Source organism: Lutibacter sp. TH_r2 (genome assembly GCF_033101135.1).
Lineage (GTDB): Bacteria > Bacteroidota > Bacteroidia > Flavobacteriales > Flavobacteriaceae > Lutibacter.
Genome location: NZ_JAWMPV010000002.1, coordinates 20617 through 46064 on the forward strand (window position 1 = coordinate 20617; position 25448 = coordinate 46064).

At 28.7% G+C, this 25448-nt stretch carries 19 protein-coding genes; 11 read left to right on the top strand and 8 right to left on the bottom strand.

What is annotated here, in order from left to right; all coding sequences use genetic code 11:
- Positions 1-217 precede the first annotated feature (217 nt).
- The 4 genes from R3X25_RS07480 to R3X25_RS07495 form a co-directional block, all read right to left on the bottom strand.
- The gene (locus R3X25_RS07480) at positions 218-772 is read right to left on the bottom strand and encodes a CopD family protein (protein WP_317673475.1); all 555 of its coding nucleotides are present in this window, start codon (positions 770-772) and stop codon (positions 218-220) included.
- Between the two features lie 143 nt (positions 773-915).
- Positions 916-1788, bottom strand: a complete 873-nt coding sequence (locus R3X25_RS07485; protein ID WP_317673477.1) for a hypothetical protein — start codon at positions 1786-1788, stop codon at positions 916-918.
- A 34-nt stretch (positions 1789-1822) separates the two neighbouring features.
- Complete coding sequence (hemH, locus tag R3X25_RS07490; protein WP_317673479.1) at positions 1823-2836, bottom strand: ferrochelatase; 1014 nt, start codon at positions 2834-2836, stop codon at positions 1823-1825.
- Between the two features lie 2 nt (positions 2837-2838).
- Positions 2839-3540, bottom strand: a complete 702-nt coding sequence (locus R3X25_RS07495; protein WP_317673481.1) for an AraC family transcriptional regulator — start codon at positions 3538-3540, stop codon at positions 2839-2841.
- 469 nt (positions 3541-4009) lie between these two features.
- Between R3X25_RS07495 and hemA the strand changes: the two genes are divergently transcribed.
- The 8 genes from hemA to R3X25_RS07535 all read left to right on the top strand — a co-directional run bounded on the left by hemA (position 4010) and on the right by R3X25_RS07535 (position 14616).
- Complete coding sequence (gene hemA, locus R3X25_RS07500; protein ID WP_317673483.1) at positions 4010-5275, top strand: glutamyl-tRNA reductase; 1266 nt, start codon at positions 4010-4012, stop codon at positions 5273-5275.
- Positions 5262-6860, top strand: coding sequence for a hydroxymethylbilane synthase (gene hemC, locus R3X25_RS07505; RefSeq protein WP_317673485.1), 1599 nt, complete (start codon positions 5262-5264; stop codon positions 6858-6860). Before hemA ends, hemC begins: the two co-directional genes overlap by 14 nt.
- A 29-nt stretch (positions 6861-6889) precedes the next feature.
- The gene (hemB, locus tag R3X25_RS07510; protein WP_317673487.1) at positions 6890-7855 is read left to right on the top strand and encodes a porphobilinogen synthase; all 966 of its coding nucleotides are present in this window, start codon (positions 6890-6892) and stop codon (positions 7853-7855) included.
- A gap of 55 nt (positions 7856-7910) precedes the next feature.
- The gene (hemL, locus tag R3X25_RS07515; RefSeq protein WP_317673489.1) at positions 7911-9203 is read left to right on the top strand and encodes a glutamate-1-semialdehyde 2,1-aminomutase; all 1293 of its coding nucleotides are present in this window, start codon (positions 7911-7913) and stop codon (positions 9201-9203) included.
- Between the two features lie 70 nt (positions 9204-9273).
- Positions 9274-10299: a uroporphyrinogen decarboxylase gene (gene hemE, locus R3X25_RS07520; RefSeq protein ID WP_317673491.1), complete on the top strand. Its 1026-nt coding sequence runs from the start codon at positions 9274-9276 to the stop codon at positions 10297-10299.
- Between the two features lie 54 nt (positions 10300-10353).
- The gene (gene hemN, locus R3X25_RS07525) at positions 10354-11712 is read left to right on the top strand and encodes an oxygen-independent coproporphyrinogen III oxidase (RefSeq protein WP_317673493.1); all 1359 of its coding nucleotides are present in this window, start codon (positions 10354-10356) and stop codon (positions 11710-11712) included.
- 171 nt (positions 11713-11883) lie between these two features.
- Positions 11884-13221, top strand: coding sequence for a dihydrolipoamide acetyltransferase family protein (locus tag R3X25_RS07530; RefSeq protein WP_317673495.1), 1338 nt, complete (start codon positions 11884-11886; stop codon positions 13219-13221).
- Positions 13222-13335: 114 nt separating this feature from the next.
- Positions 13336-14616, top strand: coding sequence for a mechanosensitive ion channel family protein (locus R3X25_RS07535; protein ID WP_317673497.1), 1281 nt, complete (start codon positions 13336-13338; stop codon positions 14614-14616).
- Positions 14617-14755: 139 nt separating this feature from the next.
- On the opposite strand, the gene R3X25_RS07540 is transcribed toward R3X25_RS07535, so the two are convergent.
- From R3X25_RS07540 to tsaD, 4 genes are all read right to left on the bottom strand, one after another.
- Positions 14756-15124, bottom strand: coding sequence for a heavy-metal-associated domain-containing protein (locus R3X25_RS07540; protein ID WP_317673499.1), 369 nt, complete (start codon positions 15122-15124; stop codon positions 14756-14758).
- An 11-nt stretch (positions 15125-15135) separates the two neighbouring features.
- Positions 15136-17364: a TonB-dependent receptor gene (locus R3X25_RS07545; RefSeq protein ID WP_317673500.1), complete on the bottom strand. Its 2229-nt coding sequence runs from the start codon at positions 17362-17364 to the stop codon at positions 15136-15138.
- A 76-nt stretch (positions 17365-17440) separates the two neighbouring features.
- Positions 17441-17857, bottom strand: coding sequence for an HYC_CC_PP family protein (locus R3X25_RS07550; protein ID WP_317673502.1), 417 nt, complete (start codon positions 17855-17857; stop codon positions 17441-17443).
- Positions 17858-17909: 52 nt separating this feature from the next.
- A complete protein-coding gene (tsaD, locus tag R3X25_RS07555; protein WP_317673504.1) occupies positions 17910-18941 on the bottom strand; it encodes a tRNA (adenosine(37)-N6)-threonylcarbamoyltransferase complex transferase subunit TsaD in 1032 nt (343 codons plus the stop codon).
- A 20-nt stretch (positions 18942-18961) separates the two neighbouring features.
- Here tsaD and R3X25_RS07560 point away from each other — a divergent pair, with 20 nt between their 5' ends.
- The 3 genes from R3X25_RS07560 to pfkA all read left to right on the top strand — a co-directional run bounded on the left by R3X25_RS07560 (position 18962) and on the right by pfkA (position 25448).
- Positions 18962-23446, top strand: coding sequence for a translocation/assembly module TamB domain-containing protein (locus tag R3X25_RS07560; protein ID WP_317673506.1), 4485 nt, complete (start codon positions 18962-18964; stop codon positions 23444-23446).
- A 5-nt stretch (positions 23447-23451) separates the two neighbouring features.
- Positions 23452-24357 carry an NDP-sugar synthase gene (locus R3X25_RS07565; RefSeq protein WP_317673508.1) on the top strand — a complete coding sequence of 302 codons (906 nt, stop codon included), beginning with the start codon at positions 23452-23454 and terminating at the stop codon, positions 24355-24357.
- A 104-nt stretch (positions 24358-24461) separates the two neighbouring features.
- Positions 24462-25448, top strand: coding sequence for a 6-phosphofructokinase (gene pfkA, locus R3X25_RS07570; RefSeq protein ID WP_317673510.1), 987 nt, complete (start codon positions 24462-24464; stop codon positions 25446-25448).

The window sequence follows — 25448 nt, forward strand, 5'->3', positions numbered from 1 at the left end:
AATTAAAAATACGAAAAATATGGTAAAAAAAGTATGATTTTAATCAGTTTGTTTTTTTAAGGTGCTGAAAAACAGAATGTTAAAAATGTAGTATTATTCAGTTTTAATTATGGTAAATTTAATAAAAAAGTCAAAAAGAAAAATAAAAAGCACTAATTAATGTTAATTAGTGCTTTTTATTTAAAATAGAGGTTTAAAAACGAGGTTAAATTATACTTTATTTATCCCAGCTGTTTTTTTTACGAATATTCTTGTAAAGTTTTATTCCTAACATTAGTAAAACGGAAATACCAACAATACCTATTGTTCCAAAAATCCATCCAATTGAGTTTTTAAGTACAACTAGAAAAACACAAGCAAATAAAATAATTGTTGCAACTTCATTCCAAATTCTTAAAGTAAAGGATGAATACTCTAAATGTCCTTTTTTAATTTGATTGTACATAATTTGACATGTCCAATGGTATGCAAAAAGTAACGCTACAAAACCTAATTTAATATGCATCCATGGTTGAGTAAGATACGCCATACCAAGTGGTGTTAATATTAACCAAACAGCAAAAAACGTAGCTAATATTGCAGAAGGCCAAGTTATTATATACCACAAGCGTTTTATCATTAACTTGTATTGTTTAATTAGAACATTTTTTTCAATTTCAGGTTTTTCTTCAGCTTCTTTGTAATAAATAAATAAACGAATAATATAAAACAAACCTGCAAACCAAGTTGTTATAAAAATTATATGAAGTGATTTTATGTAAAGATATTGCATAATTAGTTTTTATATAATTTGTGTAACTGGAAAAATAGAGATTTTTCGGATGTAACAAATTGTTAGTTGAATGTTTTTTGTTTGTGTTAGTTCAAAAAGAGGCATAAATTGTATATGGTGTTGTGGGTGTGTTGATTTCTGTTTTAATTACTATATATCCCTTCTCCAATAAAGTTTTTAAATTTTTGAGGGTTTCCATTATCATCACCTGTAAGTAAATAATAAAATAAACCACAATCTGAAATATCAGCATGCCCCTTACTATGTGCTTGTATACGTGTATACATCCATCTAATGTTTGGGTCTTTGTGGTCTCTCATCCAGTGCCAAACTGAAAAGTTATCCATTGAATGCCATAAATTTTCAGGATTATTTTTATCATTTTGATCTTTAATTTTTTTATACTTAATACGATTGCCACATAATTTTTGTACATCATTCCAAGTATGGTGATAATCTCTTCGAATTTCATTTTCATTGAATTTACTATGAGATAAAAGATAGACATGATTCAGTGCTTCAATATTTCCTTGAGCAATTACCACTTCTATTACTTGATATAAAAATTCTGATAAGCCAGCATGTAAAAAGTATAATGGATCTTCAGCAGTTGATTTCCCCATTTCTGTTGCTAAATTTGCTTTTGCTTTTTTTAGTTGAGTAGTTACATCGAAAAATACGTTTTTTTCAAAACCCCATCTTTCAATACATCCATCAGCACTAATTTTTAATTGATTTTTATTGTCAGGTCCAGCAGGAGCATCAATAAAATTATTGTAAGAACAATGTACTAATTTATCTTGTAATTCTAATTTAGCCATTATTGCGCAAGAAGCTACTAAAGCTCCCCAATCATCAGGGTCTCCTGTAGGCCATTTATATAGCTTATCTGGGGCGCTATTACCATCAAAACTAACTGCAATTCTGTTGTTATTGTAGTTTAATTCTTGTGAGTAAAGCTCAAAAACACTTATTAAACTTATTATTAATATTGTTACTTTTTTAATTATACCCATAAGATGTTTTTTTGTTTGCAATTACTACAAAAGTTTATTTAGCCCAATTAGTTATCCAATTTGTAAGGGTGTCAACCCAATCTTCATTATCGTTTAAGCAAGGAATAGTTGTAAATTTTTCACCTCCATTTTCTATAAAATCATCTTTAGCCTCCATTCCAATTTCTTCTAAAGTTTCTAAACAATCTGAAACAAAAGCAGGTGTTACAACTGCTAAATTTTTAACACCATTTTTAGCGAAACCTTCTATAGTTTTATCTGTATAAGGTTGTAGCCAAGGATCTCTTCCCAATCTAGATTGAAAAGATGTGCTGAAACTTCCTTCTTCTAAATTTAATACTTCTGCAACTTGTTTTGTGGTTTCGTAACATTGGTGACGGTAACAAAATTCATGTGCTGGGGATGGAGTATTGCAACAGCTGCCATCAATTTTACAATGTGATTTTGTAATATCAGATTTTCTAATGTGGCGTTCAGGAACTCCGTGATATGAGAATAATAGATGTTCAGGTTTTTCCTTTTCTAAATAACTTTTAATTGATTTGCTTAAGACCGAAATATAATCTTGTTTATTATAAAAAGCGGGAAGGTTGGTTAATTGAATATTAGGAAAATGTTTTTTAACCAATTTAGCAGCTAAAACTTCAATAGTTTCTGTTGTTGCCATTGCAAATTGTGGATATAATGGAATTAGGAAAATTTCGTTAACGCCTTGTGCAACTAGTTTTTCAATACCAGATTTTATTGAAGGTTTTCCATAGCGCATGGCTAATTCAACCGGAATTTCACTTTTTTGTTGTACTTTTTTATGAAGTCTTTCTGAAAGTACAATTAACGGAGAGCCTTCATCCCACCATATTTTTTTATAAGCTTCAGCAGATTTTTTTGGTCTTGTATTTAATATAATTCCTTTTACAACAAAAGCTCTAACTAAATAAGGAATATCAATTACTCGCTTATCCATTAAAAATTCATCTAAATACTTTTTTACATCCTTAACTTTAGTACTATCTGGTGAACCTAGATTTACTAATAATGCTCCTTTCATAATTAAGATTTTGAAAATTGTTTTGGAGTAATTCCAAATTTACGTTTAAATGCTGCAATAAAATGACTAGAACTACTATAGCCTAAATGTGTTGAAATTTCGTTTACATTCATTTTATTTTCTTGTAATAATTTTTTTGCGAGTTCCATTTTATAGTTCAATAGAAAAGTAAAAACTGGAACTCCATAAAACTCTTTAAAATCCGATTTTAATTTTTTAATATTTAAACCAACTTCTTTAGCTAAATCGTTTAATGAAGGTGGATTGTTCATGTTTTTTATAACAATTTCTTTTGCTAATTTAATTTTACCAACTACTTCTTCATTTGTAATGTAAGGACAATGGTCACTATTTTCTTGTGTAATATTACTAAAATAGATGCTTAATAACTCATAAATTTTACCTTTAGTGTAAATTGCTTGAAGAGATTCAGCAACATTTTTTGCTGTTAGTTGGTTTAGAATAAGTTTACAAGTATTACTAATTTCTTTTGGTTCAATAATGGGTTGACCAACTTTAAAATTGTTAAAGTTAAATAGGAAGTTGCCTTCGGAAGAGAATAAAGAATGGAAATAATCAATAGAAATTAATAAGCAAATAACTTCAGAATTTGCAGGGATTTCATGTAGAACAAGCATTTTTTCATCTTTAAAGTACACCATATTTGAATTGTTTTCAAATAGTTCAACAGCACAGTGTTCCATGTTAAATGCAATTTTACATTTATTCTTTTTACAAAAAAAAAGTTGGATATAATTAGTCTCTAATTTGTAGTTATAAAAATTAGTTTTGTCACTTAAGTTGTTGAAATGGATAATTTTAAAAGTCTTTTTTTCATCAAAAAACAAATGGGTACTTTTGTCGATATTTCTATACTTCTCTATATTATTTTGCATTAGATTTTATACTATATTCTTTTACTTACATAAGCAAAATTACAATTTTTTAGAATACTAAAAAACTATAATTTATTGTAAAAAAATGTTAATTTTGAAAATCAAAATATACCTAATTTGCTGTATCTAGTAGTGTATATAGCATTTTATCACTATTTAGAACTAGTCTAAATTAATTAAAAATAACTTATTCCGACAATAAAAGTACTTTTATCGCTATTTTTTGCAAACAAGAAAATGTACTTTTGTCGATACTTATTAAGATAATTAATTTTTTATGAGTTTGGAGAGTTTACCAGCTAAATTGTACAATGTAGGTTTGAGCTATAAAAAGGCTGATGTGCAAATGAGAGGTGCATTTAGTATTTCAAAAAAAAATCAAAAGCTATTATTGCAAGAAGCAAGGGAGAATGGAATTAAGGGTATTATAGTTTTATCAACTTGTAATAGAACTGAAATAACAGGTTTTGCAAAACATCCTTTTGAGCTTATAAGTTTATTAGTAAAATATTCAAAAGGTAATGTTGAAGATTTTATAAATATTTCCACTGTATACAAAAATAAAGAAGCTATAAAACACTTGTTTAAAATTGGAACAGGTTTGGAAAGTCAAATTTTAGGTGATTATGAAATTGTAGGACAACTAAAAGAAGCTTATAGCCAAGCAAAAGATTTAAATACTACAAATTCTTATTTGGAGCGTTTAATGAATCTTGTTTTACAAGCGAGTAAAGAAGTTAAAAATAACACTAAATTAAGTTCAGGTACAACTTCAGTTGCATACGCGGCAGTTCAGTATTTGTTAAAACACAAAGTAGATTTTAATTCTAAAAAAGTATTAATTTATGGTTTGGGTGAAATTGGAAAAAATACTTGTAAAAATTTAGTTGAATATACTACAAATAAAAATATAACTTTAATAAATAGAACAAAAGCGAAGGCTCTTGAATTTCAACAAACACACCCTCAAATTATTGTTAAGGATAAAGTAGATTTAATTAATGAAATTGAAAATACTGAAATTTTAGTTGTTTCTACAGGTTCAAGTAAAGCTACTATTTTAAAAGAGCATATAAATAAGGATAAAAATCTATTAATTTTAGATTTATCAATGCCAGAAAATGTAAACCCAGAAGTTAAAAAGTTAAAGGGTGTAACTTTGGTAAATTTAGACGAACTTTCTAAAATAACTGACGAAACAATTGAGACTCGTAAAAATGAAATTCCAGCAGTAGAAGAAATAATTTTAAGATATAAAGCAGAATTTAACGATTGGATAGAACATAGAAAATTAATGCCAGCAGTAAATGCTTTAAAAACATCATTGGAATCTATAAAAAATGATGAAATAGATTTTCAAACAAAAAAAATAAAAGACTTTAATGTTGAGCAAGCAGAAGTAATAACTTCAAGAATTATTCAAAAAATTACTACGCAATTTGTAAAACATTTAAAAGAAGAAGACACTTCGGTAAATCAAAGCATTGATGTAATGCGCAAAGTATTCAATGTAAAAGAAATGAATTTAAATGAACAAGATTAGAATTGGAACTCGATCAAGCGAGTTAGCACTTTGGCAAGCAAACACCGTAGCACATCAATTAGAAACTTTAGGACACGAAACAGAAATAGTAAAGATAGATTCTTTAGGTGATGTTGTGCTAGATAAACCTTTGTATGAGCTTGGGATTACAGGAGTTTTTACTAGAAATTTAGATATTGCTTTGTTAAATAATAAAGTTGATATTGCTGTACATTCTTTTAAAGATGTACCAACAAAATTAGCAGAAGGAATTGTTCAAGCAGCAGTTTTAAAACGTGGTGATTTTAGCGATATACTAGTTATAAAAGATGATGTTAATTTTTTTGATAACCATTCTGCAATTGTTGCAACAGGAAGTTTAAGAAGAAAAGCACAATGGCTATATCGTTACCCAAACCACACAATTACAGGTTTAAGAGGTAATATTCAAACACGTTTGCAAAAATTAGAAGATAACGATTGGGACGGGGCAATTTTTGCAGCAGCAGGTTTAAAAAGAATGAAGTTACTTCCTGAAAAACAAAAAGGACTTAAATTAGATTGGATGGTACCTGCGCCTGCTCAAGGAGCTGTAATGGTTGCCGCCCTAGGTGATAAAGAAGAGCTTTTAGAAATTCTAAAAGAAATAAATCATGAAGAAACAGCACTTTGTGTTGGAGTAGAACGTGAATTTTTAAGATTGTTAGAAGGTGGTTGTACTGCACCAATCGGGGCAATGGCAATGATAATTAAAGACGAGTTTAAGTTTAAAGGTGTATTGTTTAGTCCAGATGGAAAGCATAAAATGGAATACTCTAAAGAAGTTGATGCAGATAGAAAAGATAAAATTAGATATATAGCTGAAAAGGCAGCTAACTACATTATAGATAGAGGAGGAAAAAAACTAATGCGTCCAGAAATTGAAATTGAAAAAGAAATAAATGTTTTTTCAACTAAGTTTTTGTCGCAAGATCAAGCAAACAGTATTGATGTTAACATTAATATTGAAATGCGCGATTTTATTTCAATTCGAAATAATAGATTAAAGCCAATAGTAGTTAAAAACCCAATTAAAAACGTAGTAATTACAAGTCAAAATGCTGTAGAAGCACTGTTGAGTAGTTTTTCTTCATTAGAATTAAATTTTGAAAACATTTATTGCGTAGGTAAAAGAACTAAACGTTTAATAGAACGCAGAATTGGAAAAGTTGCTAAAGTAGAATCTTCTGCAGCTAAATTAGCGAAGTATCTAGTTGAGAATTTAGAAGAAAAAGAGGTTACTTTTTTCTGTGGAAATAAACGTAGAGAAGAACTTCCTTTAATATTAGAAGCTAATAATATTACAGTTAATGAAGTTGAATGTTATCAAACAAATTTAACACCTAAAAAATTAGATAATAAGTTTCAAGGCTTACTATTTTTTAGTCCTTCAGCTGTTGAAAGTTATTTGTTAGAAAATAAAGTTGCTGAAAATGAAGTGGCATTTTGCATTGGAGATACAACTGCAACTGAAGCTAAAAAACATTTTAAAACAGTTAAGGTTGCAAAATTAGCAACTGTAGAGAGTGTTTTAAAATCTGTAAACGAATACGAGTTTAAAAACTAAAAATTCACCATATTAAACACTTTTAAAAGATGTTAAACAGAACCAGAAGATTACGTAAAACTGAAAACATTCGTAGGTTAGTTCGTGAAAATAAATTAACTGTTGACGATTTAATTTATCCTCTATTTATAGAAGAAGGAGAAAATATTGAAACCGAAATTGTTTCAATGCCTGGTATTAAGCGTTTTTCATTAGATAAAATTTCAAAAGAATTAGATGAAGTTGTCGCTTTAGATATTCCAGCAGTAATCTTGTTTGGAATTCCAACTGAAAAAGATGATACGGGTTCTGAAACTTGGAATGATAATGGAATTATGCAACAAGCTGTTCGTTTCATTAAAAAAAATTATCCAGGTTTATATGTAATTACTGATGTTTGTTTTTGTGAATATACAAGTCACGGACATTGTGGTATTATTCACGATAATGATGTTGATAATGATGCTACTTTAGTAAACATAGCAAAGCAAGTTATTTCACATGCAAAAGCTGGTGTAGATATGGTTGCGCCTTCAGGAATGATGGATGGAATGATTCAAACCATACGTGAAGCATTAGATAATACAGGTTTTCCAAACTTGCCAATTATGTCTTACGCTGTAAAATATTCTTCAGCATTTTACGGACCATTTAGAGATGCAGCAGATTCTGCTCCAACTTTTGGAGATAGAAGAACCTATCAAATGGATCCTTCAAATAGAGATGAAGGAATGCGCGAAGCAACTTTTGATGATCAAGAAGGAGCTGATATTTTAATGGTAAAACCAGCACTTTCTTATCTAGATATTATTAGAGATTTGAAAAATAATTTTGACAGACCAATTGCTTGTTACAATGTTAGTGGTGAATATGCAATGATTAAAGCTGCGGCTGAAAAAGGTTGGATTGATGGAGAGCGTGTAATGATGGAAAGTTTACTTTCTATGAAGCGAGCAGGAGCAGATATTATTATTACTTATTTTGCAAAAGAAGTAGCAAAAATATTGAGAAAGTAAATAGTAGTTGTCATTGCGATGAACGTAGTGACGTGGCAATCTAAAACTAAAGAAAATGAAATTAGAAAAATCCATAGAACTTTACACAAAAGGAAAAAGAAACTTAGTAGGTGCTGTGAATTCACCTGTTCGTGCTTTTAAATCGGTTGGAGGAGTTCCAATTTTTATTGAAAAAGCAAAAGGAAGCAAAATTTACGATGTTGATGGAAATGAGTATATAGATTTTGTTTTATCTTATGGCCCAATGATTTTAGGTCATCGTCACCGTAAGGTAGAATCTGCAATTGAAAAACAATTAAAAAGAGGTTATACGTTTGGAGCTTCAACTAAAGGAGAGATAGATTTAGCAAAAATAGTTTGTGATGCTTTTCCTGGAATGGATAAAATTCGTTTTGTAAATTCAGGAACAGAAGCTGTTTTAAGCGCTATTCGTTTAGCAAGAGCTTATACAGGAAAAGATAAAATTATTAAGTTTTCAGGTTGTTATCACGGCCATTCAGATTCGTTATTAGTAGCTGCAGGTTCTGGTTTAGCAACTTTAAGTTTACCAGGAAGTAAAGGTGTACCAGAAGATGCTGTAAAAAACACATTAATTGCAGAGTTTAATAATATTGATAGTGTTGAAAAGCACATGAATATGAATAAAGATATTGCAGCCGTAATTATTGAGCCAATTGCAGGTAATATGGGAGTTGTGCAACCAACTAGAGATTTTATTCAAGATTTGGTTGAGTTAACCAAAGCAAATGATATATTATTAATTGCTGATGAGGTAATGACTGGTTTCCGTTCTAAATTTGGTGGAGCACAAGAATTACTAGGTATTGAAGCTGATATTACGTGTTTAGGAAAAGTAATTGGTGGAGGTTTTCCTGTTGGAGCTTATGGAGCAAGAAATGAAATTATGGAAATGGTTTCACCTTTAGGAGATGTATATCAAGCAGGTACATTATCTGGAAATCCAATAGCTATGGCTTCGGGTATTGCTACATTAACAGAGTTAAAGAAATTAGATATTTACCCAGCATTTAATAAAACTGCAAGATTTTTAGAAAAACATATAAAATTAGCTGCAAAAGAAAATGGAGTAGGTGTACAAGTAAACAGATTTGGATCTATGATTAATGCCTTCTTTACAAAAGAAGAAGTTACTGATTTTAAATCTGCTCAAACTAGTGACACAAATAAATTTAAAGAGTTTTTCTGGAGAATGATGGAAAATGGAGTGTTTTTACCTCCATCACAATTTGAATCTTGGTTTTTAGCTTCAGCAATGACTAAAAAAGATATTTTAAAGGTGAAGAAAGCTATTTATATAGCTATGGAATCTGTAGGGAAAATGAAATAATTAGTTGTTAGTGTTTAGTTTTAAGTTAAAACAATCAACTAACAACCAATAACAAACAACTAAAAAATCAATGATAAAAAACGACTTATTTTTAAGAGCTTTAAAAGGCGAAACTGTTGAGCGACCTCCAGTATGGATGATGCGTCAAGCAGGTAGATATTTACCAGAATTTATTGCAATTCGTGAAAAATATGACTTTTTTACACGTTGTAGAACTCCAGAATTAGCTTCAGAAATTACGGTGCAACCAATTCGTAGATACGGAATGGATGCAGCTATTTTATTTTCTGATATTTTGGTAATTCCACAAGCAATGAATATTGAGGTTGAAATGAAACCTAATGTTGGACCGTGGTTACCAAATCCTATTCGTTCTCAAAAAGATGTAGACAATGTAATTGTACCCGATATTGATGAAACTTTGGGTTATGTTATGGAGGCAATTAAAGCTACCAAAGAACTATTGAACGATGAAATTCCATTAATTGGTTTTGCGGGTTCACCTTGGACAATTTTATGTTATTGTGTGCAAGGGCAAGGTTCAAAAAACTTCGATAAAGCAAAGGAATTTTGTTTTACCCAACCAGTTGCAGCACATACTTTACTTCAAAAAATAACAGATACCACTATTGCTTATTTAAAAGAAAAAGTAAAAGCTGGTGTTAATGCTGTTCAAATTTTTGATTCTTGGGGAGGAATGTTATCTCCAGTAGATTATCAAGAATTTTCTTGGAAATACATAAACCAAATTATTGAAGCTTTAAAAGATGATGCTCCAGTAATTGCCTTTGGAAAAGGATGTTGGTTTGCTTTAGAAGATATGGCAAATTCTAATGCATCTGCTCTAGGTGTAGATTGGACAGTTTCTCCAAAAGTTGCTAGAAAATTAACAGGAAATAAAATAACCTTACAAGGTAACTTTGATCCAGTTCGTTTATTATCGCCACCAAAAGTTATTAAAACAATGGTGAAAGAAATGATTGATGAATTTGGGAAGGATAAATACATTGTAAATCTAGGTCACGGTATTTTACCGCACATACCTTTAGATAATGCAAAAGCATTTATTGATGCGGTTAAAGAGTACAATAACTAGATAATAGAATTGAGAAAAAGCTCACAACTAACTTCTCACTACTCACTACTAATTATGAAGAATTTAATTCAAAAATATAACATTCCAGGTCCAAGATATACTAGTTATCCAACCGTACCATTTTGGGATAAAGAAGGAATTGCTCAACAAGATTGGGAAAAAACGGTTAAAAAATCGTTTGATGAAAGTAATGATGTTGAGGGAATTAGTTTATACATTCACTTACCATTTTGTGAAAGTTTATGTACGTTTTGTGCGTGTCATAAAAAAATTACAAAGCGTCATGAAGTAGAGCAACCATATTTAGAAACAGTTTTAAAAGAGTGGGATTTATATTGTGATTTATTGGTTGAAAGACCAAAAATTAGAGAAATTCATTTAGGTGGTGGAACTCCAACATTTTTTTCTTCTGAAAATTTAAAAAAATTAATTAACGGAATTTTTAAAAGAGCAGATAAATTTGAAACTTTTGATTTTAGTTACGAAGGTCATCCAAACCATACTTCAAAAGAACAATTACAAACTTTATTTGATTTAGGTTCTAGACGTAATAGCTTTGGAATTCAAGATTATGATCCTATTGTTCAGAAAGCAATTCATAGAATTCAAAGTTTTGAACAAGTGAAGCGTGTAAACGATTTATCTAGAGAAATTGGTTATACATCAATAAGCCACGATTTAATTTTCGGTCTTCCTTTTCAAACTGAAGAAAGTATTAGAAATACTATAAAAAATACCATTGAATTAAAACCAGACCGTATAGCTTATTACAGTTATGCACACGTACCTTGGATTAAAGGTGTTGGGCAACGAGGTTTTGATGAAAATGATTTACCAAAAGATGAAGAAAAGCGCTATTTATACGAATTAGGAAAGCAACTGTTTTTTGATAACGGTTATGTTGAGGTTGGAATGGACCATTTTGCATTACCAACCGACTCATTATGTAAAGCTATGGATTCTAAAAAGTTACATAGAAACTTTATGGGTTATACAGCTGGTAAAACTGAATTAATGATTGGTTTAGGAATGTCTTCAATTAGTGACTCTTGGTATGCATTTGCACAAAACGAAAAAACAGTAGAAGCGTATACTGAAAAAGTAAACAATGGAATAATTCCAATTTTTAGAGGTCATTTATTAACAGACCAAGATTTAATTATTCGTAAGCACATTTTAAACATAATGTGTAATTTGGAAACGGAGTGGAATGTTGGTTTAGATGCTAAAATAAAGGCTGAAATTATTGAAAGACTGCAAGAAATTATTGATGATGGTTTGTTGGAAGTTTCTGAAAATAAACTTATTGTAAAAGAAGAAGGTAGAATGTTTGTACGTAATATTTGTATGGCATTTGATTTACGTTTGATTGAAAATAAACCTGAAACTCGTGTTTTTTCTATGACAATATAATTTTGAATTAAATTATGAAAGGATTAATTCTTTGAATTTACTATAAAAATTAAATTATTTGTAGGTTATTTTTACAAATAATTCAATTTCATATTTTTAATCTTAATTATTTAGAAACACTATAAAGTCAATACTTTTTGTAAATTTGCAGCACTTAAAAAAAGTTCAATTATGGCAAAATTCGAAGTAAAACTTCCTAAAATGGGTGAAAGTGTTGCAGAAGCAACAATTACAACGTGGTTAAAATCTGTTGGAGAAACTATTGAGGAAGATGAAGCTATTGTTGAAATTGCAACAGATAAAGTAGATTCTGAAGTTCCTTGTGAAGTTTCAGGTAAAGTTGTAGAAATACTTTTTAATGTTGATGATGTTGTAAATGTTGGAGCTACAATTGCAATTATTGAAACAGATAGCGATGTTGAGGTTAAAACTACTTTAGAAGAAGAAATTGAAGAAATTCCTGAAGAAATTCCTGAAGAAATTGAAACTTTAGAATCTGAAGTAAATAATTTAATTGATACACCTGAAATAGCTAAAAATTCACCTTCAGGTAAATTCTTTTCACCGTTAGTTAGAAACATAGCTAAAGAAGAAGGAATTACAATGGATGAATTAGAAGCTATTGTTGGTACAGGTAGCGAAAATAGAGTTACTAAAAACGATATTTTAGCATATATAGAAAATGGTGAAAAGTTGGGCCAACCAAAAAAGAAAGAGGCATCTAAAGTACAGCAAGTAGAAAAAATTACTCAACCTAAAAAGGCAACAGTAAAACCATCTATTCCAGTTTCAGTGAATGGTGAAGATGAAATTATTGAAATGACTAGAATGGGTAAGTTGGTTTCAGAACACATGGTTGCTTCAAAACAAACTTCGGCACATGTCCAATCTTTTATTGAAGTTGATGTAACTAATATTGTAAAGTGGAGAGAAAAAGTAAAAGATGAGTTTTTTGCACGTGAAAGTGAAAAAATAACTTTTACACCTATATTTATGCAAGCAATTGCACAAGCTATTAAGCAATATCCAATGATTAATATTGCTGTTGATGGTAATAAAATTATTAAAAAGAAAGCTATAAATTTAGGTATGGCTGCTGCTTTACCTGATGGAAATCTAATAGTTCCAGTTATAAAAAATGCTGATTTGTTGAACTTAACAGGAATGACTAAAGCTGTGAATGATTTAGCTTTAAGAGCTAGAAATAACCAATTGCAACCTGATGAAATTCAAGGAGGAACTTATACGGTGACCAATGTTGGAGGTTTTGGAAGTGTATTTGGAACTCCAATAATCAATCAACCACAAGTAGCAATTTTAGCTCTAGGTGCGGTTAGAAAAGTACCTGCAGTTATTGAAACTTCAGAAGGAGATTTTATTGGTATTCGTCATAAAATGTTTATATCACATTCTTATGACCATAGAGTTGTAAATGGAGCTCTTGGAGGAATGTTTATTAAAACAGTGAAAGATATTTTAGAAGCTTGGGATGTAAATGCAAGTTTTTAATTTAGAACAAAATATTTTAAAAAAGAGGCTTTATATAAAGCCTCTTTTTTTTATCAATTAAATTATTTAATTAAACATAATTACTGTTAAATTTGTGCATTAATAAACTAGATAATGAGTGAGTATCAAATTATTATAGACTATGTGAATTTTATTAAAAAATTTTTAATTACTAACGGTGTTGCTGAAAATTGGGCAGAGATAATTAATTTGGTAATTGTTTTATTTTTAATAATAGTTGTAGTTTATGCTATTGATCGTGTTTTACGAAAAATAATAATAAAATTATTTGCTTTATTTTCAGTGAAAACAACAACTACATTTGATGATTTTTTGGTGCAAAGTAAGTTTTCTAGATATTTTGCACATATAATACCTTTAGTGCTATTAAAGCTAATGATACCATTAGTTTTAAAGGATTTTCCACTGCTATTTAAAGTTTTTAATGGACTTATTAATATTTATTCAGTTATTTTACTTGTAAAAATTGTAAGAAGTTTTTTAAGATCTACTAAAAGATATTTAAGAACAAAAGAACAGTATAAAGACAAGCCGTTAGAAAGTTATGTACAGGTTTTAATGATTTTTTTATGGGGAACAGCCATTTTTTTTATTATTTATCAGTTAACAGGAAAAGATGTTTTAAGTTTTGCAACATTAGGAGCAGCTTCTGCAGTAGTATTGTTAATTTTTAAAGATACTATTTTAGGCTTTGTTGCTTCAATTCAGGTTTCTGTTAATGATATTGTTAGAATTGGAGATTGGATTGTTTATGCTAAATTTGGTGCAGATGGTACAGTTACGGATATTAATTTAGCATCGGTTCGTGTACAAAATTGGGACAATACATTTACTACCATACCAACGTATAGCTTAATTTCAGATTCTTTTCAAAATTGGAGAGGAATGGAAGAATCTGGAGGAAGAAGAATAAAACGAGCGATATTAATTAAACAGTCTTCTATAAAATTTTTAACTCAAGAAGAAATTGAAAACTTAAAAAAAATACATTTAGTAACTGAATATCTTGAGTTTAAAATAAATGAAATTAATGAGTATAATAAAAAAATAGGTGCAGACAAATCTGTTTTAATAAACGGAGTTAATTTAACCAACTTTGGTGTTTTTAGAAAATATTTAGATGCTTATTTAGAACAAAACATTTCTGTTAGTAAAGAGTTGTTTTCTATGGTACGGCAATTAGCACCAACTTCAAAAGGAATTCCTTTAGAAATTTATTGTTTTAGCAGTAATAAACAATGGGCTAATTATGAAGCTATTATGGCAGATATTTTTGATCATATTATTGCTTCAATACCTTATTTTGATTTAGAAGTTTTTGAAGAGCCAACTGGTAAGGATCTACAATCTTTTGTAAATAAAGTTCAGCAATAATTAATATATTAAATTACTTAAAAAAGTAGATTAATTAGTACTGAACTTAACTATTTAAATATGCTATGTTTAAGTTGTAGAATTTGTATAACTAGCTAAAAATCAAATATTTTTACAATTATAAAAACGAAAATTGTATTTAATGATTTGTGTTATTTTCTGGGTTAAATGGAAAATTACTTCTATCGTATTTACAACAACCGTGTAAACTATTATAAGCTTCATCAGTAGCTTTAATTTGTTCAGTATCATGGCCAACCGCTGCAATATTTGTTTGAATTTTTTCAACATTGGTTTTTCTTTCGTCATAAATTAAAGCAAGTTGATGCGTATCAATAGTCCAATTGCAAAATTTAACTCCTTTTGTTTTTAGTGTTGCTTTTTCAATGCGATCTTTACACATTTCGCAAACTCCATTAACTTCAAAAGTAATTTTAGCATTCTTTTTTTGTGCTTGAGTTGAAATGCCAATTAAACATATTCCTAGTATTAAAAATAGTTTCTTCATTTTATATAGTTTTAGTTAATATTAAATCTAATTCCTGTATAATACATTGCTCCAAGTATTGGAGAATATACTAAACTTGTGTCAAAATTTGTTCCAAAAGGATTATCAGCACCTAAAATAGGTACCTTTTGTTTTTCATTTGTCATATTTTCTCCTCCAATATACCATTCAAATCTTGGTGAAAATACTCTAGTAATTTGTGCATTCATGGTTGAATTGCTTTCAGAATATTCAGGTAATTGATAAGTTGAATTATAAATACTTGTATCTGGTATCCGTTGTTTACTTTGCCAATTAAACGTATAGTCAAATTTCCAGTTAGCACCTTTTTCTGTTTGATGTGTTTGAAAAAATAAATTAGTAAAAAATCTATTTTTAGGTTGAAGAGGTGCTTGTTTTTCTCCTGAAATATAATTGTTGGTAATGTCCTGATATTTATAGGCGGTTCTAATATTAAAATGTGTAAATGGACTGTAATTTACTTCAACTTGAAAACTGTTTGCTTTTCCACCGTTTTTATCATTGTAAAATAAAATTTCTGAAGGATTTTCCCAATCAACCACAATCTGATTTTCAAAATCTGTTTTATAGAAATCAAAAGTGATATCTCCTTTTCTATTAAATAGATTGAATTTTTGATTGAATGAAATCCCATAATTCCATGCTATTTCTGGTGTTAAACCATAAAAATCACCATTATTATTTATAATGTTAATGCTTCTATTGGTTCCAAACAATTTTTGATTTTCAGCAAATATCGAAGTACTACGTTTTCCTCTTCCTGCAGATAAACGAAGCGTTCCTTCTTCCCAAGGATTGTATTTTACGTGTAGGCGAGGCGTAACAAAGGTTTCCAATAAATTATGATGATCAACTCTAATTCCTGCAGACAGGCTTAAATTTTCTAAATTATCGTAATTATATTCAAAAAATACTCCAACTGATTTTTCGTTTCTAGAATAGCTATTGGTTAAAATTAATTCATCATAATCATCATAAGTTGTGCTAATTCCAGTGCTAATTTTATTTTTTGTATTTGAAATAATTGAGTTGAATAAGAAGTTTACATACATACTTTGATGCTCAATATTGTAATCTTTCAGCCCAAAATAGGAATTTTGTTTATGGTTGCTATAAGCCATTTGTAAGCCAAAACTTTTATAAGGCATGTCTGGAAAAACGTAACCAATTTTAGCAGATGTTTCAAAGCGTTCAGAGTCAATTTCACTTCCCCAAGAGTCAGTTGTTTTTTTATGAATTTTATGATCGAAATCAATTTCACCAGATTGTTTATTGTCATTTAAATATCTTAAATTTATAAAACTAACCCAACCTTTTTCAGTATCGGTATATTGCCAACGATTCATTATATTTATTTGCTTTGTTAATGGAGCATCTAAAAAATTGTCGTTGTTTTCATCTATTTTTTTATCACGTAAGTTTCCATGTAAGTATACTCCAGTACTCCATTTTTTAGTAACTTTTTGATTGAAATGGGTGTTTAATTCTAATCGTCCATTTTTTGAGCCGTATGCGTTTACAAATAGCTTATCATCCGTTAAAGGTTTAACTAATTCAGCATTTATTTGTCCTGAAATACTTTCATAACCATTAATAACACTTCCAGCACCTTTAGTTATTTGTATACTTTCCACCCAAGTTCCAGGTGTAAAAGTTAATCCAAAAGTTTGTGCTGCGCCTCGAATATTAGGAATGTTCTCCTGAACTATTTGAATGTATGGACTTGTTAAACCTAACATTTTAATTTGTTTGGTTCCTGTTAATGCATCGGTATAATTAACATCAATAGACGGATTAGTTTCAAAACTTTCAGCTAAATTACAGCAGGCCGCTTTGAGAAGTTCATCTTTATTAACATTAATAACATTTGAAATAACATAACTAGGTCTGCTTGAACTTTGCTTACGCGCTTTAATATTAATAGTTTCTAATTCATTTTTAGCAGTTAAAATTATAGTTATAGGTTTGTTATTTTTAATGGTAAAATCTAAAGTTTGATAACCAATATAACTTACAATTAAAATGTTGTTGTTTTTTGAAGCTTGAATTTCAAAATCTCCATTTACATTGGAAGTTGTTCCAATAGTTGTGTTTTTCCAAAAAATGTTCGCTCCAAAAATTGGATTGTTTGAATTGTCTAATACTGTTCCTTTTATTTGATGTTGACTAAATACTGCAAAAGGTAACAGTATTAGAATGTAAAATATGTGTTTTTTCATTTAACTATTCTAAAAAAATTAAACATAAGTCAATAATAAGATTGACTTTTATAAGTTGCTTAAAAAGAATAAGTTATCAGATTAAAAAAGATTGAAATTGTATTTGTTTATTGTATACAATTTTGGGAGGTGAAAAGTTGTTGTAGTAATTAGTTTTTGTAATGTTTTCTTCAATAGGCTGAATAAAGCTGTAATAGAAGGCAGTAATAAAAACAAGTTGGTTTTTTACAATTTTAAGAGATTTTGAACTCTCAAAGGTTAAAATATCATTGGTTTCAGTTTCACTTTTACAACAATCTTTTTCTGAAAAATTAAGTTCAGAAATAGGTTTGTGACTTATTTCAACATCACAACATTCATCTGTTTGAACGTATCTTGAAATTTTAACCAAACTATCTCCGCAAAAATGTTTGTATAATGAAAATGAAGTAGTAGAAACCATTAAAATGGTAACCATAAATAAGGCTATTATTTTATAAACTACTTCTCTCATTGCTACAAATATACTATTTAGAATAAATATAAATAGTTAAAATTCATATAAATTATTGTTCACTTACTTTTAAACGAGCTGTAGCAACCACATTTTCTTTAGCAAAAATACCTTCTAAATACTTGTAATATCCAACAATAGCAATCATAGCGGCATTATCTGTAGTAAATTCAAATTTTGGAATATAAGTGGTCCAACCTAAAGTTTTTTCAAAAGATTTTAAAGTGCTTCTAATTTGAGAATTTGCACTAACTCCACCAGCAATTGCTATATGATTTATACCAGTTTGTTTTGAAGCTGCTTTAAGTTTGTCAAATAAAATATCACAAATTGTTTGTTGAATTGAAGCGCAAATATCATTTAAATTTTCTTCAATAAAATTTGGGTTTTCTTTTACCTGCTTTTGAATAAAATATAAAATACCAGTTTTTAAACCACTAAAACTAAAACCTAAATCTGCAACTCGTGGTTTTGTAAATTTAAAAGCTTTTGGATTTCCTAGTTTTGCATGTTTATCAATTAAAGGTCCTCCAGGATAGGGTAACCCTAAAATTTTTGCAGATTTATCAAAAGCTTCACCAACAGCATCGTCTAAAGTTTCACCAATTACTTCCATTTCAAAATAATTAGTAATTTTTACAATTTGTGTGTGTCCGCCACTAATGGTTAAACATAAAAATGGAAATGGAGGTTTTTGTTGACCTTCTTCAATAATAAAATGTGCTAAAACATGCCCTTGCATATGGTTTACATCAATTAAAGGAATGTTTAAAGCCAATGATAAAGATTTGGCAAATGAAGTTCCAACAAGTAAAGAACCCATTAATCCAGGTCCGCGTGTAAAAGCTATGGCATTTAAGTCTTTTTTGTCGATATTTGCTTGTTCAATTGCCTGCTGAATAACAGGAACAATATTTTGTTGATGTGCTCTAGAAGCTAATTCAGGAACAACACCGCCATATTTGGCATGAATTTCTTGGTTAGCAACAACATTAGACAAGATTTTTCCGTTGCATAAAACAGCAGCACTTGTATCATCACAAGATGATTCGATACCTAAAATATAAACTGGTTTTTGATTCATTATTTATTTAAAAAAAAGGCATGATAATTGCCATAAAAAATGCAAATTTACAGCTTATCAAACGATTTAAAAAAATACTAGTCAGAATTTTAATTACACTACTGCTATTATTAGCAGTTACTAGTATTTTATTAGCTATCCCTTCCGTACAAACTTATTTAGGAAATCGAGCAACAATCTATTTGCAGAAAGAGTTTGATGTTGATATAAATGTTGAAAAGGTTGATTTATCCTTTTTAGGAAGTGTTCAGCTAAAAGAAATTTTTATAAAAGATCATCACCAAGATTCTTTAATTTATGTAGATAATTTATCAACTTCAATATTGAGTTATAGAAACATTCTGAATAATAAAATGGAATTTGGTGCCGTAAGTTTAAGTGATTTTATATTAAACATTAAAACATATAAAGGTGAAATAGATGATGCGTTAACTGTTTTTGTGGATAAATTTGATGATGGAACTGTTTCAGAAAAGCCTTCTAGTTTTTTAATGACGTTTTCTAAAATGAATTTAAAAAACGGAAATGTTTTTATTATTGATGATAATGAAGAAGAAAGTTCTCCTGTTTTTTACAAGAATATTACAGGAGTTATTGATGATTTTAAGTTAGAAGGGCCAAAAGTTTATGCTAATTTGCGAGGAGTTTCTTTTGTTGAGAACCATGGAATTGAAGTGAAAAGTTTAATTTCTGATTTTACGTATACAAAACAGTTTATGAAATTTTACAATACAATTTTAGAAACTGAAACTTCAAAAATAGAAGCTAAAATAGATTTTGATTACAACAGAGAAGATTTTTATGGCTTTAATAATAAAGTATATGTACAAGCAGATGTAAAAAAAGCAGATATTTCACTTATTGATTTAAAGCATTTTTATAGTGAATTAGGTGAAGATGATGTACTGCATTTTACAACAAAAATAGAAGGTGTTTTAAACGATTTTTATATTACAGATTTAAAACTAAATTCAGATAAAGGAGCTGTTATAAAAGGAGATTTAAATTTTATAAATACTTTTAATACAGAGAATGGTTTTGAATTGCAAGGAAATCTTCAAAACTTAACATCAGATTATTTTCATTTAAAAAGTTTACTACCAAATGTATTAGGTAATACTTTGCCTTCAGCATTTAAGCAATTTGGAAGGTTTACTATTTCAGGAGATACACATATAACTACTAATTTTATTGATGCCCAATTAAATATTCAAACAGATTTAGGAACCGCAATTTCAGATTTAAAACTAACCAATATAGATGATATTGACAATGCTTCATATATTGGTGCTATAAGAGTTATAGATTTTGAATTAGGAGAAATTGTAGACAATCCTTCTATTGGAAAAATATCGTTAATAGCCGATGTAGATGGTAAAGGTTTTACGTTAGACAAATTAGATTCTGAAGTTAAAGGAAATATATCTACGTTTTATTATAACAATTATACTTATAAAGATATTGATGTAAATGGTGTAATTAGAGAAAAACATTTTGACGGTTATACTGAAGTAAATGATGAGAATATTAAGTTGAATTTTAAAGGTTTAGCTGATTTTTCAAGTGATGTTTATACCTTTAATTTTAATACAAATGTAGATTACTGTAATTTAAAAGCAATTAAAGTATTTGAAAGAGATAGTGTTGCAAATATTAAAGGAGAAATAGATATAGATTTAAAAGGTAATTCAATTGATGATGTTGTTGGTTCTGTAAATTTTAAAAACTCTTTGTTTGCAAATCATAAACGAAATTACTTTTTTAAAGATTTTAACGTTACTTCAAGCTTTTTAGATAGCGTTAGAACAATTACTATAAACTCTTCTGAAATTATTGAAGGTAGAATTCGTGGAAAATTTAAAATGAATGAATTATTAAATTTAACACAAAACTCAATAGGAAGCATTTATACAAATTATAAACCTTATGAAGTTACTCCAGGGCAAGAATTAGATTTTAGATTTAAAATTTATAATAAAATTGTAGAAATTTTTTATCCTAAAATAGATTTAGGTTCAAACACAGTAATTTCAGGGAGCATTACTTCAGATGATAATGTTTTTAAACTAAACATACGTTCACCTCAAATTTTAGCATTTGAAAATGAAATTAATAATGTTCGATTACAAATTGATAATAAAAATCCGCTTTTTAATACGCAATTAACAGTAGAAAGTGTAAATTCAGAAGTGTTTGATATTTCTAAATTTCATTTGGTTAATATTACCTTAAACGATACACTTTATTTTAGAACCGAATTTAGAGGAGGTAAGAAAAAAACAGAAGATTATAATTTAGCCTTTTTTCACACCATAAATAAAGAAAATAAATCAGTTTTTGGATTGCAAAATTCTAACTTCACGTTTAAAAATAATGTCTGGAAAATTAATCCAAATAGTAATAAACTTAATAAAGTAGTTTACAATAGTAAAACAAAAAAATATACTATAGAACCATTTTTAATTGCTTCAAAAAATCAAGAAATTGAATTTTCAGGTATTATTAATGATACTATCTCAAAAGATTTAGATTTTAAATTTACCAATGTTAAATTAGATGAAATAACCCCAAATATTGACAGCTTAAAACTTGAAGGATTAATTAATGGACACATAAACTACAACCAATTAAATAAAAAAATTAAACCTACTGCAAACCTTTCATTAACAAACTTTAAAATTAATAATTCGCATCAAGGAGACTTAAAAGTTTTAGTAGAAGGGAAAAATTCGGTAACAAAATACGATGTAAAAGCCTCATTAAAAAGAGATGATTTTATTTCTTTCTCGGCAGTTGGAAATTTAGATTTTACACCTAACAAACCAACATTAGATGTAATTGTAGATTTTGAAGAATTTAAATTAGATGCATTTAGCCCATTAGGTGAAGATGTTTTTACTAACATTAGAGGTTATGTTTATGGAAATGTAAACTTTACAGGATTATTAGAAAATCCAGATATGACTGGAGATTTATACCTAGATCAAGCAGGTTTATATTTCCCGTACATTAATGTAGATTATGAAATGGAAGGAACAAGTATTATAACTTTAGACAAACAAACCTTCGATTTTAATGATGTTACGTTAAAAGATACTAAAGAAAATACTAAAGGAAATTTAACTGGAACTTTACGATATCATAAATTCGAAGATTGGTTTTTAGATTTAAGTATAAGCACAAATAATTTACTTGTTTTAGATACTAAAGAGCAAGAAAATTCATTGTATTACGGTACTGGATATTTAAGAGGAAACGCAGATTTATCAGGCCCAACAGATAAATTAGTTATAGATGTAACTGGTAGAACAAATAAAGGAACCTACTTTGTTGTACCTATTAGTGATGTTAAAACTATCGAAGAAAATCAATTAGTTAGGTTTGTCTCAAAAAATAAAGAGGAAAACGAAAAAATTAGACGAGCATTTATTTCTGACAAACTTAAAGGGTTAACACTAAACTTTAATTTAGACGTAACAAAAGATGCTATTTTTGAAATGGTATTAGATAAATCAACGGGAAGTTTTTTAAAAGGTAATGGAACAGGAAGTCTTCAAATTTCTGTAGACACAAAAGATAAATTTGATATGTACGGAGATTTTATTGTAGATAGCGGAATTTATAGTTTTAAATATGGTGGATTTATAAATAAACCATTTAGTGTTAGAAAAGGAGGAAGTATATCTTGGAGTGGAGATCCATATGCAGCAATATTAAATATTGAAGCCGTGTATAGAGTGTCAGCAAATCCAGGTTCATTATTAGAAAACATAACTACAAATAGAAAAATTCCAATAGATTTAATTACAAGGTTTTCAGGTGAATTATTTAACTCTCAAAGAGCTTTTGATATAGAAATTCCAAATTCAAGCTCTACAGTTGCATCAGAGTTAGCATTTAAATTAGATGATAATGATGGAAATAGTAAAACACGTCATTTTGTTTCATTATTAGCATCAGGAGCATTCTATAACGAGAGCGATTTTAGTGTAAATACAACAGGGTTAGTTTACGGAACAGCATCTGACATGTTGTCAAATGCTTTCGATAATATATTTAATCAAGGAAGTAATAAATTTAAATTTAAACCCGTTTATACTGTTGGTGAAAAAAATACAGTTAGTAATATTGATATAGACGATCAATTAAGTTTAGCTCTAGATTATCAGATAAACGATAGAATTTTAATTAACGGTAGTTTAGGAGTTCCCATTGGTTCAAAAGAACAATCTACAGTTATTGGAGAAGTAAATGTAGAAGTTTTATTAAATGATGAAGGAACTTTACGTTCATCTGCATTTAATCGTCAAAACGAAATTCAATATTCAGATGAAGAAGAAGGATACACACAAGGAATTGGTTTAAGTTATCAAATAGATTTTGATAATGGTAAGGAGTTGCTACAGAAATTAGGATTAAAAAAGAAAGTAGTAAAAGATTCCTTACAAGTAAAAAAAACAGACACAATTAAAAATAAAAACAAACTTATACACTTTAAAAATTAACAATTATGAACAAACCTACATTGGTTATTTTGGCAGCTGGAGTTGGAAGTAGATACGGAGGATTGAAGCAATTAGACACCTTTTCAGAAGAAGGAGATACAATTTTAGATTTTTCTATTTACGATGCAATTCAGGCAGGTTTTGGAAAAGTAGTGTTTATTATTAGAAAACAAATAGAAGAAGATTTTAAAAATTTTTTCAATCCTAAATTAGAAGGTAAAATAGAGGTAGAATATGTATTTCAAGAAGTAGATGCTATACCCGAAAAATATAAAGGTTATGGGCGCGAGAAACCTTGGGGAACAGGGCAAGCTTTATTAATGGCTAAAAATGCAGTTACAGAGAATTTTGCAGTAATTAATGCCGATGATTTTTATGGAAGAGAAGCATTTCAAGGTTTAGCAGAGGCTTTTGCAAAAACAGATAAAAATTCTACTAATTTTAATATGATGGGATATGTGTTAAAAAACACAATTTCAGAACACGGATTTGTTTCAAGAGGTGAATGTAAAGTAAATAGAGAAGGTTTTTTAACAGATATTACAGAACGAACTCATATTGAAAAAATAAATGGAGTTTTAAATTATAAAAATAACAATGGAGAGTTTGAACCAATTTCAGAAGAAACTATTGTTTCAATGAATTGTTTTGGGTTTACACCAAAGTATTTTGAAATATCTTCATCAATGTTTGAAGATTTTTTAAAGCATAATTATAAAGAGCCAAAAGCCGAATTTTTTATTCCAAAAGTTGTAAACGAAGTAATAACTAATAAAACAGCAACATTAAAAGTTTTAACTTCAAATGCTCGCTGGTTTGGTGTAACTTATAAAGAAGATAAACCTTATGTACAGGCTGAAATTCAAAAGTTAAAAAATAGTGGAGTTTATCCAAAAAACCTTTGGAAATAATTTAAATTTGGAAAGTAATTGCAGTAACAATAATTATAACTTAATCAAAAACAGAAAATTAAGCATAATTAAAAAAATATGTTTTAAATTTGCACTTCCATAAAATGAAAAATACTATAAAAAAAATAGCCGTAATGACTTCTGGTGGCGATGCTCCTGGAATGAATGCTGCCATTAGAGCAGTTGTTAGAACATGCGCATTCTACCAAATAGAATGTGTTGGAGTTTACAGAGGATATCAAGGTTTAATAGAAGGTGATTTTATTACACTTGATGCTCGAAAAGTTAGCAATACAATCAATAGAGGTGGAACAATTTTAAAGTCGGCTCGTTCAAAAGATTTTAGAACTAAAGAAGGTAGAGCAAAAGCTTATGAAAACTTATTAAAAGAATCTATAGATGCAATGATTTTAATAGGTGGAGATGGAACTTTTACTGGAGGTATGGTTTTTAATGAAGAATATAACTTTCCTTGTATAGGTATTCCAGGAACCATAGATAATGATATTTATGGAACAAACTTTACCATTGGTTATGATACTGCACTTAATACAGCCGTTGAAGTAATTGATAAAATTAGAGATACAGCTAGTTCACATAATCGTTTATTTTTTGTTGAAGTAATGGGGCGAGATGCCGGATTTATTGCTTTAAACGCTGGAGTAGGTTCTGGTGCTGAAGAAATTTTAATTCCAGAAGAAGATTTAGGATTAGATAGATTATTAGAATCTTTAAAAAGAAGTAAACGTTCAGGTAAATCATCAAGTATAGTTGTTGTAGCTGAAGGTGATAAAATTGGTAAATCAGTTTTTGAGTTGGCAAATTATGTTGAAGAAAATTTACCGCAATACGAGGTTAGAGTATCTGTTTTAGGGCATATGCAAAGAGGTGGTTCTCCGAGTTGTTTTGATAGAGTTTTAGCAAGTAGATTAGGAGTTAAAGCTGTAGAACTTATATTAGATGGTAAAACAAATTTAATGGTTGGAATTATTAATGATAAAATTAAAACTACTAATCTTGAAAAAGCTGTGAAAGGAAAACATTCGATAAATAAAGAGTTGTTAAGAGTTAGTGATATTATGTCTATATAA